The following is a 16,395-nucleotide window of genomic DNA, read 5'->3' as shown; positions in this document are numbered from 1 at the left end:
GTAAAACTTTCATCGTGCAAGCAATAGCCAAGGGGCTATTGCTTGTTTTATTAATAAAGGGCATGATACTTTGCATTACGCACACACAGGATTATTATACCATAGATAAGGTGCAGCAGCACCTGGAAAAACTGGGTCATGCCACCTGGCGCCTGAACTCCGATGAATTTGGCACCCAATACCAGTTTGAATTTACACCGGGTAAGGCTATGTACCTGCAGCAGGGCGCAAAACGTATAGCGGCCGCCGGTATTGCCGGTGTGTGGTACCGGAAGCTGTGGGCGCTGCAAACACCTTCTGCGCTGGATACCGCCTACATACCCGTGTTCAATAAAGAATACCGAACCAGCCTGCATATTTTTTTTGATGCGCTGCAGCATGTTCCATGGATCAATAAAATGGAAACAGACCATGCAGTGAGTAACAATAAGCTGTTACAGCTGCAGGAAGCGCAGCTGAGCGGCTTAACCATACCCCGTACCCTGCTTACCAATAACCCCGAGCAGGTGCAGGCTTTTTATACGGCCTGCCAGGGTAATATGATCATGAAGCTGCACGGGGCTTTAAGCCGCAGCATGGATGCCAGCGGCGCATTTTTTCCTACTACCCGCGTTACAGAACAACATTTATTGCAGCTGGATACGCTGGCTTATTGCCCCATGATATTCCAGGAGCATGTGCCCAAAGCCTATGAGCTGCGCATAGCTTATGTGGATGGGGCTTTTTATACCGGTAAAATTAATGCCACGCTGGATGCCGCCGGGCAAACAGACTGGCGTGCGGCCAATGTAACCCTGCCCTGGGAGCCCTACACGCTGCCGGATGCAGTAGCGGCCGGCTTACATACATTTATGCAGCGGCTGGATTTGCCCTTTGGCGCTATAGATATGATACGGCGGCCGGATGGGGAATATGTGTTCCTGGAAGTAAACCCGCAGGGGGAGTGGGGCATGCTGCAAAAATACCTGGGTTATCCCATTGCCGAAACCATTGCAGAAAAACTTGTAAATAAGATACAACATGGCTAAACAAAAGGTAGTTATCATTACCCATACCGCAGATAATATTTGTATAGATACGGTAAGCCGCTTTGTGCACGAAGCAGGAGGCGAAGCCATCCGCTTTAACGTAGATACTTACCCGTTACATACCCGTTTAAGCTCCATATACCAGCAGCAGCAACAGCACATTTTCCTGGAAAATGAAACCGGCTCTCATACCCTGCATGATGCAGCGGGCATCTGGTACCGGCGCAGCTATAACGTTGGCAAGGGGCTGCAGGATGCGCTGGATAAGGAATTCCGGCAGGCAGCCATGCAGGAAACCAAACGCACCCTGTTTGGTATGATGGAGGCCCTGGATATTTTCCAGATGGAACGTTTCAGCGTATACCGCCGCCTGGAAAGTAAGGAAGAGCAATTACGTATAGCCGTGGCCTGCGGATTAAAGGTGCCCGCCACCTGTATTAGTAATGATGCCGCGGCCATCCGCCGGTTTATAAGTTCAGTAAACGCACCGGTGATCACCAAAATGCAAAGCTCTTTTGCCATTTACCGGCAGGGCGTAGAACATGTGGTATTTACCAATGCGGTAGATGAAAATCATTTGCAGGAGCTGGAGAGTGTGCAGTACTGCCCCATGGTGTTCCAGGAGCGGATTGAAAAACAGCTGGAGCTGCGGGTAACGATCGTTGGGTATGAGGTGTTTGCTTTCAGCATTAACTCCGCCGTGTCGGAACGGGCTGCTACAGACTGGCGTAAAGAAGGCGCTGCCCTGATACAAAGCTGGGAGCCCTACCGCCTGCCGGATGAGGTGCAGCAAAAGCTGCTCACTTTTATGGACCGTTACGGGCTTAACTATGGCGCCATTGACCTGATACTGACGCCTGATAATCAATACTATTTCCTGGAAGTAAATGCCGCAGGGGAGTATTTCTGGCTGGATGAGCTGTGCGATAACGCCATTTCCCGGCAAATAGCCCAGGTGCTTATGGGAAAGGCCGCCCACCGCGGCACCTGACACGAATTATGCATTTTTGTTATCTGATGAAAACGAATGTTATCCGTGCTACGTATATATAATTCTAATACCTGGTACTGATAGATGAATGCGCGGGGAACTGTATATTTAATCCATCATTCTACGTATCCGCCATTAAAAGTTTGTCATTGGATCTCAAATCATATATAGACAGTGGGGCAATTGAGTGCTGCCTGTTAGGGTTGGCTACTCCCGATGAGGAGGGGCAGCTGGACCATATGCGGCGCCGGTATCCTGAGCTGGAATCTGAAATTTCTGTGGTGGCATTTAAACTGCAGCAGGCTGCTATGGCAGGTGGGGTTACGCCACCTGCACAGGTATGGGAATACATTAGCCATAAGGTGCAATGGGAAACCGGCGAAAAACGCCGCCGTCATAAACGCCGGGAGCCACCAGCCTATACCGTTATTAACTTACAGGAAGCGCCGCACAACCAGTATATGCAGATAAGTATCTGGTGGCGTTGTGTTTTTATTGGTTTATGTGTGCTGCTGATAGCGCTGCTGGCAAGCAGCATTTATTTCTATAACAAATACCAGGAACTGGAAAACAGGCTGCTTCATAATTATCCTGCATCAACCGCACCTGCTTCAACAAAATAACCTTCCCCGGTGTTTAACTGGTATATTTCTTGCTTTTGTATCGTGCAAAAGTTGAGATTTGCAGTCAAATTAAATTTTAACAGATGAAGATGAAAAATCTTGCCCTGGCAGCATTATGCCTGATCGTAGCATCCCTGTTTGCAGTTTCCTGCGCCAGCTCATCCGGCGCTACTTCCACCACACAGGACATTTCCAAAAGCAGTGTAAAAGGTAACTGGGTAGTTACCGACATCCAGTTTGAAGGGATCCCCGCCAACAGTAAGGTAACTGTGTTTGATGAGGCTTCCTATAACTGCTTTAAAGGCAGCAACTGGGTATTACCTTCCAATGGCAAAGGTTCTTATACTTTATCGGCCACTTCAGATGGGTGTACTACTGCTACCCAGCCCATTATGTGGTCGTTATACAAAAATGGCGGATCCAGCATGTTCCAGTTCAAGAAACTGTCAGATGGTGTAAAGGCCAAAAATGTTACAGATGGTTATCGGGTAGAGCTTAGCTCTAACGATGGTAATACAATGGTGTGGAGAGCACCGGTAACTTTTGAAGGTAACAGCGCCTATATTATTTATACGCTGCAGAAAACCAGGTAAGCTTACCTGAAGGAATGTAAAATCATAAATGCAAAATTTCAAATGTAAAAGTGAATGCCGCAATACGGGTACAAACCCATGTTCGCGGCATTCACTTTTACATTTATGATTTTACATTTTACATTTTACATTCTTTTTTGGCCCAGCCCCTCCTTTTATAAATAGCGCATCATATTTTTATCGCAGCCTTTAGCCTGCTTCCCCTTTTTCTCCTTTGATCTCTTTGCCGGCAAAGCGCATAAAAAGCTGCGCCAGCTTATCCTGCTGGCCCTGCAGGTGAGTGAACTGGAACTGCCGCACCAGCTTGAAATTTTTCACCGGTAATATTTTAAACTCGCCTGCTTCCAGCTCCCTGCTTACAGCCTGTAAGGAAAGAAAGGCAGCGCCGGGCGCATGATGCAGGTACGACTTCATGCTTTCCGTGCTGCTCATATACATGGCTATATTCAGGTCGGTTAACTTTAGCTTTAAGCGTTTAAGCTCCTCCGTTATAACCTCCAGTGTGCCGGAGCCCTGTTCCCTTACCAGCAGGGGAATGGCCGCCAGCTCTGCTGCGGTTAATACTTCACCGGCGCCGTAGCTGTAATTCACATTGCCAATAAGGGCAATTTCGTCTTTGGCAAACTCCGTGTACTTTAACTGCGGGCTGCGGGAGCTGCCTTCTATAATGCCCAGCTGAATATTCTTTTCCAGCAGGTCCTGTTCTATTTGTTCTGAGTTACCACTGATAAGGGAGGTTTTAATTTCAGGATACCTTTGGTTAAACCTTGCCAGCAGCGGTGGTATAAAATATTGCGCAATAGTGGTGCTGGCGCCTATTTGCAGCCGCCCGCCCCTTTCATGTTTTAACTGGTTAATATCATATTCCAGGTTGCGGTAGCTGGTAAAGATCTCATCTGCATACCGCATTACAATACGGCCTGCCGGCGTAATGGTGATCTTATTGCCAATGCGTTCAAACAGCGCCATACCCAATTGCTGCTCCAGCTCATGAATATGTTTGGTAACGGCCGGTTGTGAAATAAACAGCTCTTCTGCAGCCTTGGTAAAGCTTAAGCGCTTAGCCACGGTATAAAAGACCTTTAATCTGAAATCCAACATGGTGTGAAATTACGAATTATGCTGAATGCGGAACGCTGAATGCTTAACGCTGGTACTGAACCGCTGTGGGGTGAACGCAAGCAATTGAGATCGCCCGGCTAATAACCAATAAATTAGCATTCGGCAGTCAACATCCGGGCTTCGGCGTTAAGCATTCAGCATAAAAAAAGGGGTGTTTCCGAAGAAACGCCCCTTTACTATAACAGTTTTAAACCTTACTAAACGTTAACTTTTCTTTTTTGCAGCATCCTTATTGGCTTTATAGCGCATATCAGCGGTGCCGTCTTTCTTTTTAGGGCCTTCAGTGGCCGTGGTTTTATTGGCTTTGTAGCGTTTGTCCGGTGTACCATCCTTCTTTAAAGGCGTACCGGTGCTGGCTACCGCTTTTTCCGTTTTGGCTTTGGATTTGGCGGTGGCCGGCGTTTGGGCCATGGATACAGAAGCGCCTAAGAGCAGGATCAATATCGCCGTCAGAAATTGCTTCATACAAAAGGTGTTTTAGACTAGTAATATACGTATAAAAAGTATTTCCCCGTAAAAAAACCCGTATAAATACGCTTGTCCGGCATGATCATCAGAATGTACCTTTGTACTGTCCAATAGATGCAGTTAACCCCTAAGATTTCACCACCTATTGATGCAATGTGTTGAAACGCTTTTCTCAACATCCTGTTAACCTCAAAAAATAGCTATAGCAAAATGTCCGCCCCACCCCAGGCGGGCATTTTATTTTAGTTGGCCTGGGTTTCTACCCACATGCCATTCTCTTTTATCAGGTTTATAAGCTCTGTTACGGCTACTTCGCTGTTCAGTCCCCGCTTTACCACTTCCTTACCGCGGTACAGGGTTATTTTACCTACCCCGCTGCCTACATAGCCAAAGTCCGCATCCGCCATTTCACCAGGGCCGTTTACAATACAACCCATAATAGCAATTTTTACCCCTTTCAGGTGGTTGGTTACTGCACGGATCTTAGCGGTGGTTTCCTGCAGGTCAAACAAAGTACGGCCGCAGGAAGGGCAGGAGATGTATTCTGTTTTGGATATACGCGTGCGCGTAGCCTGTAAAATGCCAAAGGCCACGGGATTGATACGGGCCAGGTCCTGCAGGCTGCGTTGCTGTGTGTAATTAATGCCCAGGCCTATACCATCGCCAAAACCATCCAGCAGCAGGGCGCCGGTTTCTATGGCGTATTGCAGCAGGCGGTCATCTACTTCGGTATGTGTGCTGGAGCTTAATAAGATCACCGGGTTAGCTACCTGCTGTTCCATCAGCGTCATTAACATACGGCGCACTTCCGGCATGGCATGCTTATTCTCTGTAGCCACTATGCATAGTACGGCCGTAGTATCTGTTTTCAGCTTTTGCAGCAGGGTACTTGTTAAGGGCTTTCCGCTGTCGGTATCTATTACGTTCAGTACAGCCGATCTTTTGCCCGTGCCCAGGTAAGCTTCCTGCGTCAGATAAGGAAAGTACTTTTCCTTATCTGTGGCCTGTAGCCAGGTTTCATACGGAGTTATCACCTTTAAAGTGCCCGGTAAGGCAAAAGGTAATACCTGCTCTGTAAAAATATAATCAGCTGCCTGGTCGGCAATGTTCCATTTGTCGGTGTCCGCATCGTAATGGTACCCAATGGCTTCCAGGTCATTGGGCTGAACATTTTTAATACCGCCGAAATCTGCTACTACTACCGGTACCTGTTTGCCGCCAATATTATCCACGGCAATGGTTTCCCGGCGTTTGTACTCAAAGGGTGAGTAAGGCGGCTTATCTATGGAAAGGATAGGTGCATGTCCTTCCCGGTTAGTATAACGTTTCACCAGGTCGCGGCACACGGGCAGCTCAAATTCCGGGTCTTCTGTCAGTGATACGCGAATGGTATCGCCCACGCCATCTTCCAGCAGGGCGCCAATTCCAATGGCGGATTTAATACGGCCGTCTTCCCCGTCGCCGGCTTCCGTTACGCCCAGGTGCAGGGGATAACAATGCCCCAGCTCCTGCTGCATGGTATGTACCAGCAGGCGGTAGGCCTGCACCATTACCTGCGGGTTGCTGGATTTCATGCTCAGCACAATGTTATGGTAGTTCAGATCTCCGGCAATGCGCAGGAATTCCATGGCGCTTTCCACCATGCCCATGGGCGTATCCCCGTAGCGGCTCATAATACGGTCGCTGAGGGAGCCATGGTTGGTGCCGATACGCATGGCAGTGCCATATTCCTTACAAATATTCACCAGCGGGGTAAACCGGTCGCGGATGCGCTCTATCTCTTCTGCGTACTCCGTATCAGTATATACCAGGGTCTCAAACTTCTTTTTGTCCACATAGTTGCCCGGGTTCACCCGCACTTTTTCTACGATACGGGCGGCAATTTCAGCTGCATTGGGCGTAAAATGTATATCTGCTACCAGGGGCGTGTGATAGCCTCTTTTGCGTAATTCGTTCTTAATGGGCAGCAGGTTCTCCGCCTCGCTTTTGCTGGGGGCGGTAATACGTACCAGCTCTGCCCCGGCTTCTATACAACGGATAGCTTGCGCCACGGTGCCGGCGGTATCCATGGTATCCGTGGTGGTCATGGTTTGAATACGGATAGGGTGATTGTTCCCGATAAGCAGGTCGCCCACCTTTACTTCCAGGGTGGGTAAACGCTTATATGCTGTGAGTGAAGGGCAATATAGCTGCATAGTGCTGCAAAGGTAAAGAATAGTGGCAAGTTGTTAATTATTATGAGCGGCGTACACCTGCGGTTCCAATTTTTTAAATTTGAAGTGTATGCTGCAAAAACACACGGATATACCATATCAGCAGCTGCCTTTTACAGGGCAGTTCAATATTTTTCCACTGCAGGGCTTTAAAACGGAGCTTACCCGGCAGCCGCACCGGCATGATCATTACCAGGTGGTATGGTTTTCCAAAGGCAGCGGGCAGCATATAGTGGATTTTGTATCCTATGAGCTGGAAGATAATATGCTGTTCCTGCTGGAACCCGGGCAGGTGCACCAGCTGCTGGATGATGCCAAGGAAGGCCACGTGATCACCTTTACGGAGCATTTTTACTTCAGCAACCGCCATGAGCAGGCTACCATGTACGATTTTACCAACCTGTTTGATGCTACCCGCGGGTATGCGCCCATCCGTATCAGTAACCGTACCGCCGCCACTTTCCAGCTGCTGGCAGAGCTGATGTACCGGGAAAAAAGCGCTTCCGGCAGCAGCCGCAGCATCATAAAACATTACCTGAACGCCTTTTTACTACAGGCGGAAAGGGAGAAAAAGCGCAATGCTGCCCAGGCTATTGCGCCCCTGAAGGGCGATGAGCGGGTAGTGCTGCTGCGCCGCCTGCTGGAAAAAAATTTCCGGGCACAGCATCACGTTACCTTTTACGCCAGCGAATTTTCCCTTACGCCCAAACGCCTGAACGAGATAACCCGCGAAAAGACAGGCAAAACCGTTACAGAGCTGCTGCACGACCGCCTGGTGCTGGAAGCCAAACGCAAGCTCTCTTTCAGCCACCAAAGCGTAAAAGAGATCAGCTATGAGCTGGGCTTTGAAGACCCGGCCTATTTTAGCCGCTTTTTTAAGAACCACGCTGGTATTGCCCCGCAGGATTTCCGGGATGTAATGTTCAAATAGTACAAGGCAATAACCGTTTTGTCCTAACAGGAACGCGGCCCGTCTGCTAATTTTGCCCTGTTCCCTTTCACTCAACTACACTCATGAACCTGATCAAGCTAGCCTTACAAAAGCCCATTGCTGTCATTGTAATTGTGATAGGCCTGCTTTTTTTCGGCATTTCATCGTTGCGTGATATTAAGATCGATATTTTCCCGGATCTGAATTTACCTTCCATCTATGTATCACAGCCCTATGGGGGTATGTCGCCGCAGCAAATGGAAGGTTTTATTTCTACCAACTACCAGAACCTGTTCCTGTATGTAACCGGTATTAAAGCCATTGAAATAATATTACCCTGGATATTAAGGGAATTGCTTACAGTATTAACCTTACAGAAGAACAATTTCAAAATTATTACAAACAAGACAATGCACCTAATGAGCTGTTTTCGTTATTACGGGCACAATACAACGATTTCTTAAAGTACACTTATCATAAGATATCCATTGAAGTGGAACTGCCTGATCCACTGGAAGAAGAGGGCCTGGAATAAAATTCAAAGCCACCGGGCGAGGATGGCTTTGAACGGGCATAGCTTATATTATATACTCTATATAACTACCAATCTTTTTCCACCTGCACCGGCTGGCCTTTTGCTTTTTTCATTTTATCCTGGAGCTTCTTTTCCTCCTGGTTCAGGGCCTGCAGCAGGCGTTCCGCTTCCTGTTTATCCAGCTTGCTGGGTTGTGGCTGCGGTTTTTGATCCTGTTGTTCTTTGTCTTTATCCTGCTGGTCCTTTTGTTTATCCTGCTGATCTTTATTCTGGTTTTTGTTCTGCTGGTCCTGCTTTTTCTTGTCTTTATCCTTGTTCTCTTTATTATCCTTATTATTACCACCACCGCCTTGCTGCTGCTTTTTCAGCATAGACTGGGCATAGGCCAGGTTATAACGGGCCTCTTCATCTGCCGGGTTCATTTTCAGGCTTTGTTTGTAGGCCTTAATGCTTTCTTCCCATTTTTTACCTTCCATATAGGTGTTGCCAATGTTATAGTTAGCATCACTTTTTACGGTTTTATCCTTGGAAAGCTTTAGGCTGTTGGTGTACTGGGTACGGGCATCGTCATACCGTTTTTGCTCGTACAGGGAGTTGCCCAGGTTATACCGGCCTACATCCGACTGCTGGTTTTGTTCCAGCGCCTTTTTGTAATTGGCTTCCGCATCCGTATACTGTTTTTGCTGGTACAGCTCATTACCTTTACGGATATACTTATTGCCGGTTTGCGCAAAAGCCGCGCTGCTACAGCATAACAGGCTGACTACAAAAAGCATATGGTAGATAGAACTCAATTTCTGCATGATCATTCTTTAACAATGGTAACAACTTCTTCTTCTTTCCGCCGTCTTACTTCCGGTATAAAAAACTCCGCTACTATCAGCAGCAGGCAGGCTGCCAGGAAGTACTGAAAATAGCTGTTATAGTCTGTAAATATATTTTCGCCAAACTCCTTTTGCTCCATGCCGTCAATTTTACTCACCAGCGTGTTCACTACTTCTTCCGTATTATTATCCAGGTGCTGGTAAATGCCTTTGCCGGCCGCCGCAATAGCTTTCAGCTCGTTTTCATCCAGTTTGGAAATAATGATATTGCCATCCTTATCCTTTTTAGGACCACCGGTTTCCGGATCGGGCAGGGGAGAGCCGGTGGGGGAGCCTACACCAATGGTATTGATCACCACTCCTTCATCAAAAGCTGCGCGGGCTTTTTGCAGGGAGCCTTCGTCATGATCTTCCCCGTCGGAGATAATAATGAGGGCTTTATGTTTGCGCTCTTTTTTATTGAAAGCATCGTTGCTGGCCTGTATAGCCTGGGGAATGGCCGTACCCTGGGTAGGGATCATGTCCGGGCTTACAGTGCTCAGGTACATTTTAGCGGCAGAGTAGTCAATGGTAAGCGGCATTTGCAGGTAGGCATTACCAGCAAATACTACCAGGCCTATTCGGTCATTATCCAGCTTGTCCATTAGCTTGGTAATAAGCTGCTTGGAGCGGGTAAGGCGGTCCGGTTTAATATCGCCGGCCAGCATGCTCTTACTTACGTCCAGGGCAATTATTACATCCACGCCTTTACGGGTGATCTTTTCCATACGGCTGCCCTTTTGCAGGTTAGCCAGCCCTACCACCCCAAAAAAGAAGGCTACAAACAGCAGCAGGAATTTGAGGGTGAACAGGCGGCGGCTATACCCCAGGAATAGTTTTTCCACCAGGGTAGGGTCGCCCAGCCTGCGTATGGAACGGCGTTTCCACCAGGTAACGCTGATGAAAGCCAGCTGCAGCACCAGCAATAACGCCAGCGCCCATAAATATTCACTATGCTGAAAACGTAACATATGGCTCAAATATAATTTTTTTGCCACGTTTTACAGAACGAAAAGATGGGGTTTAGGAGATTTTTAACGGTAACCCCCTCAGGCCACATCACTTATGCCCTTCAAAATATCCTTCCTGCTTCAAAATATCCTTCAGGATCTTCATCCGCACATCAGGCATTTCAATATTCGGATCGTCAGATTCAATATTCAGCACATAAAACGCAGGATGCCCGTTTTCCTCTACCCAACCGGTGATCCAGCCTATTTTTTTGCGGCCGTTAATACCCCAGCCGGTTTTATAGCTCAGCTCATATTTACCGTTTTTTTCCATCAGCATTACGCTGCGCACCCATTGCATAGAGGTTTTGGTAAAAGGTAAATTGTCGAAGTAGAGTTTTTTTACAAAGCCCAGCTCTTCATCCGGGGAGATCTGCAGGGAATTATCTAACCAAAAGGTATCTATCCGGCTCATCTTCATGTTGCCGTATTTAATAGTATCCAGCCAATGCTGCATGGTGGGTTTGCCAATACGGCGGGCCACTTCCTGGAAGTAGGGTACGGATGATAAGCGGAAAGCCTGCTGCATGCTCAGGTCCTGGTCCCATTCCTTTTCACGGGGAATGCCGTCCCATTTGATCACCATAGCGGTATCCCTGATCACCCCGGTTTCCAGACCAACCAGGGCGTTGAATATTTTAAAGGTAGATGCCGGCAGGAAACGTTCCTTGGCCCGGTCAAGGTTATATACCTTAAAGGTGCCCTGGCTGTTGTCATACAGCATAAAGCAGCCTTCTACCTTATTTTCTGTAAAGTATTTTTCCCAGCTTTTTTCTTCACTTACATTGTTAGGAGCGCAGGCATTGATCAGTAAGGTTGCCAGCAGGCCTATCCAGCCTAAATATTTCATCGGTTGTTGAATTAATTGCTGCAAAAGTAGATAAATCAGTGGTAAGGATGCAGGCTATGTCGGGAGCATTCTTAAAAACAAACAGCCCCGGCAAGTTTTTAAACCTGCCAGGGCTTGTATAATATGTCTCCTGAAAAAGTTCCGTAATGGCGCCGCAACCCGTATGCAACCCGTGCGCAATTGCTGCGCAACCAGGGTCCTGCCCTCCTAAAACACCCCTTTTTCCCTACTGACATCCCTGTGCAACTCCTCCCCCCTACATAAAACCCTACATCATTTTGCTACAATTTTCAACCTCCCCACACTAATCATCGCCCTACTTCGCTCCCACTCCCTCCTTAATCACCCCAAGCTCTTTCCCTACCTTGGTAAATGCTGCAATAGCCTTATCAAGGTGCGCCTGCTCATGCGCAGCGCTCAGCTGCACGCGTATACGCGCCTGCCCTTTGGCCACCACCGGGAAAAAGAACCCGATTACATACACCCCTTCCTGCAGCAGCTTATCTGCAAACTGCTGGCTCAGCACCGCATCGTACAGCATTACCGGTACTATAGGGTGGTCGCCGGGTTTTATATCAAAGCCTGCTTCCGTCATTTTGCTGCGGAAGTATTTGGTATTGTATTCCAGCTTATCCCGCAGGGCGGTGGTGTGGCTCAGCATATCCAGCACGGCAATAGAGGCGCCTACAATGCTGGGGGCTACGGAGTTGGAGAACAGGTAGGGCCGGCTACGCTGGCGCAGCATATCTATTACTTCCTTTTTACCGCTGGTAAAACCACCGGAAGCGCCGCCCAGGGCTTTGCCCAGGGTGCCGGTAATAATATCTACCCGGCCCATAACACCCCGGTATTCGTGGGTACCCCGGCCGGTTTTGCCTAAGAAGCCGGAGGAATGGCTTTCGTCGCTCATTACAATGGCGTCGTACTTATCAGCCAGGTCGCAGATCTTGTCCAGCTGGGCAATGGTACCGTCCATGCTAAAGGAGCCGTCCGTTACAATAATGCGGCTACGGGGGCCGGCGGCTTCCTGCAGCTTAGCCTCCAGGTCGGCCATATTATTATGTTCATAACGCAGGCGCTGTGCTTTACACAGGCGCACCCCGTCAATAATAGAAGCATGGTTCAGGGCATCGGAAATAATGGCATCCTGCTCGCCAAACAGGGGCTCAAATACCCCGCCATTGGCATCAAAGGCAGCAGCGTACAGGATGGAGTCTTCCAGGCCCAGGAAAGCAGCTATTTTCTGCTCCAGCTCCCGGTGAATGTCCTGTGTGCCGCAAATAAAACGCACGCTGCTCATACCATAACCATGGCTGTCAATAGCCTGCTTGGCAGCCGCTATTACATCCGGGTGGGAGCTGAGCCCCAGGTAATTGTTGGCGCAAAAATTCACCACGGTTTTACCGTTCACCTGTATTTCAGCTCCCTGTTCGGAAGTAATGATCCGCTCATTTTTATACAGGCCGGCAGTCCGGATCTCATCCAGTTCCTGTTGCAAACGGGTTATAAAGCGCTGGTTCATAAACTTGGGTATTTATGTGACAAATTTATGAGAATAAATGTAGCACCATTCCATGAGCTTGCCCGTCCTTTCCCGGTTTTACCTAAAAAGTTTGACCGGGTTGTAACATTTCCCGCCCGCCCTACGTCATAGTACTATCATTTACGCGATAAATTGAATGAAAGCAATTCCTGCACGGTTATGAAAAAGTGGGCCAGAAGCGGGAATCTGTTAGCCGGCAGTTCCACGTAGGCAGTTTACTATACTGAACTATTCACTGCCTGCTGCGGACAGCCAACTGCCCACTAAAACGGGATGGAGCGGTTTTCAGGTATTTGTCGGAACTTAGCACTAAAATCCCGCAACACCGGATGACGGAAAAGGAGTACAATAAATGCGTGGACCTGTACGCGGATAATCTCTTCCGGTTCATTGTTAAGAACCTGGAACATACGGAAGACGCGAGAGACGTGGTACAAAACGCATTTGAGATATTATGGAAGCACTGTAATGACGTACCTTTTGAAAAGGCGAAGTCGTACCTTTTTACGGTAGCGTATCATAATATGATAGATCATGTGAGGAAAGTGAAACGTATTACCCTGGTGGATCAGTTCCGCGAGGAAACAAAAATATCGGAGCAACGCGTACACAATGCCAAAAATGTGCTGGAAAAGGCATTGAACCGGCTTACGGAAGTACAGCGCTCCCTGATACTGCTGAAAGATTATGAGGGATACAGCTATGAGGAGATCAGCAGCATCATGCACCTGAACCCATCACAGGTAAAAGTTTACCTGCACCGGGCCAGGATACATTTAAAGAACTATCTGGTAAAAATGGAAAACGTTATATAATTGTGCCTGTAGACATCAACATATCGAATTATGAGGAGTTCCTGCTCAGTTATATAGATGGAGAGCTGAACACGGAGAAAAGGGCCGCCCTGGAAGCCTTTCTGAAACAGCACCCTGCACAGGCAAAGGAGCTGGAAGTGTATAAGGCTGCCATTCTGAAACCGGATACCGGCGAGGTGTTTAACGATAAAGCTTTGCTGTACCGCAGCACCATTATTACCCTGGAAAATTATGAACCCTTCCTGCTCAGCTATATTGATGGTGAGCTAAACGCCGCCGAAACTACCGCCCTGCAAGCTTTCCTGGATAAGCACCCGCATGTGGCGCAGGAGCTGGAAACCTGGCAGGCTATGCGCCTGCCTGCTGCGGATACACCGGCCTTTGAGCATAAGGAAATGCTCTACCGTCACACCGCCACCTTAACAACAGATAATTACGAAACGTATTTCTTAAGTTATATTGATGGCGAGCTGACTGCCGCTGAAGAACAAACACTGCAGCAGTTCCTGCAACAGCACCCGGAGCTGCAGGCCAGCCTGCAGCTGTTACAACGTACCAGGCTGCAGGCAGATCTTGCCCTGCGCATGCCCGGTAAAGCCAGCCTGTACCGCAAAACCACAACTAAAGTACGTATAAGCCCCATTTGGTGGGGCGCTGCCGCCGCTGTAGTAGCCGGCGCATTCCTGCTCTGGATACTGCCTTTACAACAAGGCGCACAGAATGCGGCTATGGTTGCAGCCAGCCAGCAACAGCAAACAGCTACGCCTGCAGCACCAGGGCAAAACCTGCAAAGGGCGGCACCCCCCGTACAATCACTCCCGGTTACACAGCAGCCCGCACCTGCGCTGGCTAACAATACCCCGGCTGCAGTACCGGAAAAACATGCGCTGATAGCTAAGAACAATACCCCCATAAAACGTACTGTTACACAAAAAGCGGCTGTAAGCCCATCTGCTGCGGCATCTGCCAATACCAATACCGTTATTGGTAGCAATGCACAACCTGCGCTGGCACAGCTGCCCCAGCCGCGTGCTACCTCTGAAGAGGTGGTACAGCAACACCTGGAAAAGAAGATCCAAACCACGGCAGAAGTGCCTCCTGTACAACAGGATGTAGCTGCCAACCGGGACCAAACCATGGCCAGCTCTGTGAAGATGCCCCATACACCAGCCCCTGATGTGCAGCCGGCAGCCGCCGCACCTGCACCGGAAATACAGGGAGAGCTGATTATGTCCGTAACCAGCAGCAGCGAAAGCCGGTTGCTGAACGGGGTTACCAATGTGGCTAAATTCTTTTCCCGGAAAAAACGTCAGAAATAATGCGGAACCATATCAACACAGAACAGAACATATGAAGTATAAAATTTTACGCTGGATCTTTTTATTGCTCATGCTTACAATAGGGAAGGTACAGGCCCAAAAGCTTGCCCCTGCCGCTACTGTGCCTACGGCAGATACTATCCAGATCAAAGGCCTTATCATCATCAAAGGCAAAGACGCGCGGGGAAAGAACCACTACAAGTTTTATAACGATACCGTATACACGCGCAATAAGCTTAAAAAGAACCTGCACACCCGCTGGCTGGTAATAGACCTGGGCTTTAATAATTACATTGACCGCAGTGACTACGCCGGCGCAGGAGCCGCAGCCCTGATGGCCTATGCCACCCCCGGTTATGCAATGAACGCAGCCGGTAAAAGCTATGATTATTCTGCACAGGGCCTTAATACCTTTGCCCCCCGCAGCGCCAGCGCACCCCTTTCACCGGACGAGTTTAAGCTGATCCCCGATAAATCCATTAATGTTAACATTTGGGTGCTCATGCAGCGCTTAAATATCTATAAGCATAAATTAAACCTCATATACGCTATAGGCGTCGAAATGAACAACTATCGTTATGCCCGTAGCATTACGTATGTGCCAGGGTATCCTACACAAATAATCCGGGAAGATTCTATACATTTTTCAAAGAATAAATTGTTTGCAGAATACCTGAGCGTACCTTTGATGCTGAATTTTACGTCTAATCCGGCCAGGCCCGGCCGCTCTGTGGATGTTAGTATGGGTGTAATGGCAGGCTACCTGGTAAAATCACGCACCAAACAGATCAGTGAAGAGAGAGGCAAAGTAAAGCGTACAGACGATTTCAACCTGAACAAATGGCGGATGGGCATTACCAGTGAGCTGGGCTATGGACCAGTGAAACTTTATGGTAACTTTGCGCTCACACCGCTGCATTCCTACGGGCTGGAGCAATATCCATTTTCCGTAGGCATCCGTTTTAATGGCTTTTGACGTTTTTTCATAACCTTAACCCAGCACACTTAAGACTAGGCTTATGCGTACTTTTTTGACCTTCTTAGCTTGTTCCGGATTTATTGTATGGGCACATTCCTGTGATACACGCATTCTGGGTGTAAACCCTACCCCTGCAAAAAAGGAAACGTTTATGGCTAAACGGTCAGAAGCCCCGCCCAGCAGTTCCCGCCAGCAATATCTTAAGCAGCTTTTCTCCGCCGCCGCATTAACCATGGTAGGCAGCAACCCGCAGCTATACCTGGTAAGCTTCCGCTACCTGGCCAGCCACCATTATCTGTCGCCTAAGGCCGATACCCTGATGACACGCCTGCGCCCCCGGTACCAGTTTGCCAGCCAGCGCCAATAGGCATTTGAGCGTACTTATCAAGTGAGAATATTATTCATTGGAATTTCCGGCCCAAGAGGCTGCGGAACGCTATTGTTATGCCCCTCATTCATCACTTTTCACGTTTTTTCACCTTTCTTCCCTTTTCCCCTGTTTGTGGCTTTCC

17 protein-coding genes are annotated in these 16,395 nt (G+C 48.5%); 10 read left to right on the top strand and 7 right to left on the bottom strand.

Translation table 11 applies throughout. The features are described from left to right. Positions 1 to 14: 14 nt before the first annotated feature. From KVT36_RS07400 to KVT36_RS07385, 4 genes are all read left to right on the top strand, one after another. Complete coding sequence (locus KVT36_RS07400) at positions 15 to 1,028, top strand: MvdC/MvdD family ATP grasp protein (protein ID WP_217602848.1); 1,014 nt, start codon at positions 15 to 17, stop codon at positions 1,026 to 1,028. Next, positions 1,021 to 2,019, top strand: coding sequence for an MvdC/MvdD family ATP grasp protein (locus KVT36_RS07395; protein WP_217602847.1), 999 nt, complete (start codon positions 1,021 to 1,023; stop codon positions 2,017 to 2,019). The genes KVT36_RS07400 and KVT36_RS07395 overlap by 8 nt, the downstream gene beginning before the upstream one ends. Positions 2,020 to 2,168: 149 nt before the next feature. After that, a complete protein-coding gene (locus tag KVT36_RS07390) occupies positions 2,169 to 2,642 on the top strand; it encodes a hypothetical protein (RefSeq protein ID WP_217602846.1) in 474 nt (157 codons plus the stop codon). An 89-nt stretch (positions 2,643 to 2,731) separates the two neighbouring features. Continuing rightward, positions 2,732 to 3,235 carry a lipocalin family protein gene (locus KVT36_RS07385; RefSeq protein ID WP_217602845.1) on the top strand — a complete coding sequence of 168 codons (504 nt, stop codon included), beginning with the start codon at positions 2,732 to 2,734 and terminating at the stop codon, positions 3,233 to 3,235. A gap of 189 nt (positions 3,236 to 3,424) precedes the next feature. On the opposite strand, the gene KVT36_RS07380 is transcribed toward KVT36_RS07385, so the two are convergent. The 3 genes from KVT36_RS07380 to ispG all read right to left on the bottom strand — a co-directional run bounded on the left by KVT36_RS07380 (position 3,425) and on the right by ispG (position 7,020). Continuing rightward, a complete protein-coding gene (locus KVT36_RS07380; protein ID WP_217602844.1) occupies positions 3,425 to 4,336 on the bottom strand; it encodes a LysR substrate-binding domain-containing protein in 912 nt (303 codons plus the stop codon). Positions 4,337 to 4,561: 225 nt separating this feature from the next. Beyond that, positions 4,562 to 4,822 (bottom strand): hypothetical protein, encoded by a 261-nt coding sequence (locus KVT36_RS07375; protein WP_217602843.1) that lies wholly within the window; start codon positions 4,820 to 4,822, stop codon positions 4,562 to 4,564. 245 nt (positions 4,823 to 5,067) lie between these two features. Continuing rightward, entirely contained in the window at positions 5,068 to 7,020 is a 1,953-nt protein-coding gene (ispG, locus tag KVT36_RS07370; protein WP_217602842.1) for a (E)-4-hydroxy-3-methylbut-2-enyl-diphosphate synthase, read from the bottom strand. An 88-nt stretch (positions 7,021 to 7,108) separates the two neighbouring features. Here ispG and KVT36_RS07365 point away from each other — a divergent pair, with 88 nt between their 5' ends. Together KVT36_RS07365 and KVT36_RS07360 are read left to right on the top strand one after the other, a co-directional pair. Then, positions 7,109 to 7,969: a helix-turn-helix domain-containing protein gene (locus KVT36_RS07365; protein ID WP_217602841.1), complete on the top strand. Its 861-nt coding sequence runs from the start codon at positions 7,109 to 7,111 to the stop codon at positions 7,967 to 7,969. Between the two features lie 83 nt (positions 7,970 to 8,052). Beyond that, positions 8,053 to 8,433, top strand: a complete 381-nt coding sequence (locus tag KVT36_RS07360; RefSeq protein ID WP_217602840.1) for an efflux RND transporter permease subunit — start codon at positions 8,053 to 8,055, stop codon at positions 8,431 to 8,433. A gap of 136 nt (positions 8,434 to 8,569) precedes the next feature. Here KVT36_RS07360 and KVT36_RS07355 read toward each other — a convergent pair whose 3' ends face one another. From KVT36_RS07355 to kbl, 4 genes are all read right to left on the bottom strand, one after another. Continuing rightward, positions 8,570 to 9,307, bottom strand: a complete 738-nt coding sequence (locus KVT36_RS07355; RefSeq protein WP_217602839.1) for a tetratricopeptide repeat protein — start codon at positions 9,305 to 9,307, stop codon at positions 8,570 to 8,572. Positions 9,308 to 9,309: 2 nt separating this feature from the next. After that, positions 9,310 to 10,338 (bottom strand): VWA domain-containing protein, encoded by a 1,029-nt coding sequence (locus tag KVT36_RS07350; RefSeq protein WP_217602838.1) that lies wholly within the window; start codon positions 10,336 to 10,338, stop codon positions 9,310 to 9,312. A gap of 88 nt (positions 10,339 to 10,426) precedes the next feature. Further along, entirely contained in the window at positions 10,427 to 11,227 is an 801-nt protein-coding gene (gene blaOXA, locus KVT36_RS07345; RefSeq protein ID WP_217602837.1) for a class D beta-lactamase, read from the bottom strand. Between the two features lie 316 nt (positions 11,228 to 11,543). Continuing rightward, the gene (gene kbl / locus KVT36_RS07340; RefSeq protein WP_217602836.1) at positions 11,544 to 12,749 is read right to left on the bottom strand and encodes a glycine C-acetyltransferase; all 1,206 of its coding nucleotides are present in this window, start codon (positions 12,747 to 12,749) and stop codon (positions 11,544 to 11,546) included. A gap of 350 nt (positions 12,750 to 13,099) precedes the next feature. Between kbl and KVT36_RS07335 the strand changes: the two genes are divergently transcribed. The 4 genes from KVT36_RS07335 to KVT36_RS07320 all read left to right on the top strand — a co-directional run bounded on the left by KVT36_RS07335 (position 13,100) and on the right by KVT36_RS07320 (position 16,250). Then, complete coding sequence (locus tag KVT36_RS07335) at positions 13,100 to 13,585, top strand: RNA polymerase sigma factor (protein ID WP_089907257.1); 486 nt, start codon at positions 13,100 to 13,102, stop codon at positions 13,583 to 13,585. 2 nt (positions 13,586 to 13,587) lie between these two features. Then, complete coding sequence (locus tag KVT36_RS07330) at positions 13,588 to 14,904, top strand: anti-sigma factor (RefSeq protein ID WP_217602835.1); 1,317 nt, start codon at positions 13,588 to 13,590, stop codon at positions 14,902 to 14,904. 31 nt (positions 14,905 to 14,935) lie between these two features. Next, positions 14,936 to 15,880, top strand: a complete 945-nt coding sequence (locus KVT36_RS07325; RefSeq protein WP_217602834.1) for an outer membrane beta-barrel protein — start codon at positions 14,936 to 14,938, stop codon at positions 15,878 to 15,880. Between the two features lie 154 nt (positions 15,881 to 16,034). Beyond that, positions 16,035 to 16,250, top strand: a complete 216-nt coding sequence (locus KVT36_RS07320; RefSeq protein WP_217602833.1) for a hypothetical protein — start codon at positions 16,035 to 16,037, stop codon at positions 16,248 to 16,250. The last annotated feature ends 145 nt before the right edge of the window (positions 16,251 to 16,395 follow it).

Source organism: Chitinophaga sp. GbtcB8 (genome assembly GCF_019091455.1).
Lineage (GTDB): Bacteria > Bacteroidota > Bacteroidia > Chitinophagales > Chitinophagaceae > Chitinophaga.
This window is presented reverse-complemented; position numbering and strand designations above follow the sequence as displayed.

Coding starts and splice junctions, on each gene's coding strand:
- KVT36_RS07335 (WP_089907257.1), top strand. CDS start 13,100: ATGACGGAAAAGGAGTACAATAAATGCGTGGACCTGTACGCGGATAAT.
- blaOXA (WP_217602837.1), bottom strand. CDS start 11,227: ATGAAATATTTAGGCTGGATAGGCCTGCTGGCAACCTTACTGATCAAT.
- KVT36_RS07350 (WP_217602838.1), bottom strand. CDS start 10,338: ATGTTACGTTTTCAGCATAGTGAATATTTATGGGCGCTGGCGTTATTG.
- ispG (WP_217602842.1), bottom strand. CDS start 7,020: ATGCAGCTATATTGCCCTTCACTCACAGCATATAAGCGTTTACCCACC.
- KVT36_RS07355 (WP_217602839.1), bottom strand. CDS start 9,307: ATGCAGAAATTGAGTTCTATCTACCATATGCTTTTTGTAGTCAGCCTG.
- KVT36_RS07385 (WP_217602845.1), top strand. CDS start 2,732: ATGAAAAATCTTGCCCTGGCAGCATTATGCCTGATCGTAGCATCCCTG.
- KVT36_RS07320 (WP_217602833.1), top strand. CDS start 16,035: ATGGCTAAACGGTCAGAAGCCCCGCCCAGCAGTTCCCGCCAGCAATAT.
- KVT36_RS07395 (WP_217602847.1), top strand. CDS start 1,021: ATGGCTAAACAAAAGGTAGTTATCATTACCCATACCGCAGATAATATT.
- KVT36_RS07375 (WP_217602843.1), bottom strand. CDS start 4,822: ATGAAGCAATTTCTGACGGCGATATTGATCCTGCTCTTAGGCGCTTCT.
- KVT36_RS07380 (WP_217602844.1), bottom strand. CDS start 4,336: ATGTTGGATTTCAGATTAAAGGTCTTTTATACCGTGGCTAAGCGCTTA.
- KVT36_RS07325 (WP_217602834.1), top strand. CDS start 14,936: ATGAAGTATAAAATTTTACGCTGGATCTTTTTATTGCTCATGCTTACA.
- kbl (WP_217602836.1), bottom strand. CDS start 12,749: ATGAACCAGCGCTTTATAACCCGTTTGCAACAGGAACTGGATGAGATC.
- KVT36_RS07365 (WP_217602841.1), top strand. CDS start 7,109: ATGCTGCAAAAACACACGGATATACCATATCAGCAGCTGCCTTTTACA.
- KVT36_RS07360 (WP_217602840.1), top strand. CDS start 8,053: ATGAACCTGATCAAGCTAGCCTTACAAAAGCCCATTGCTGTCATTGTA.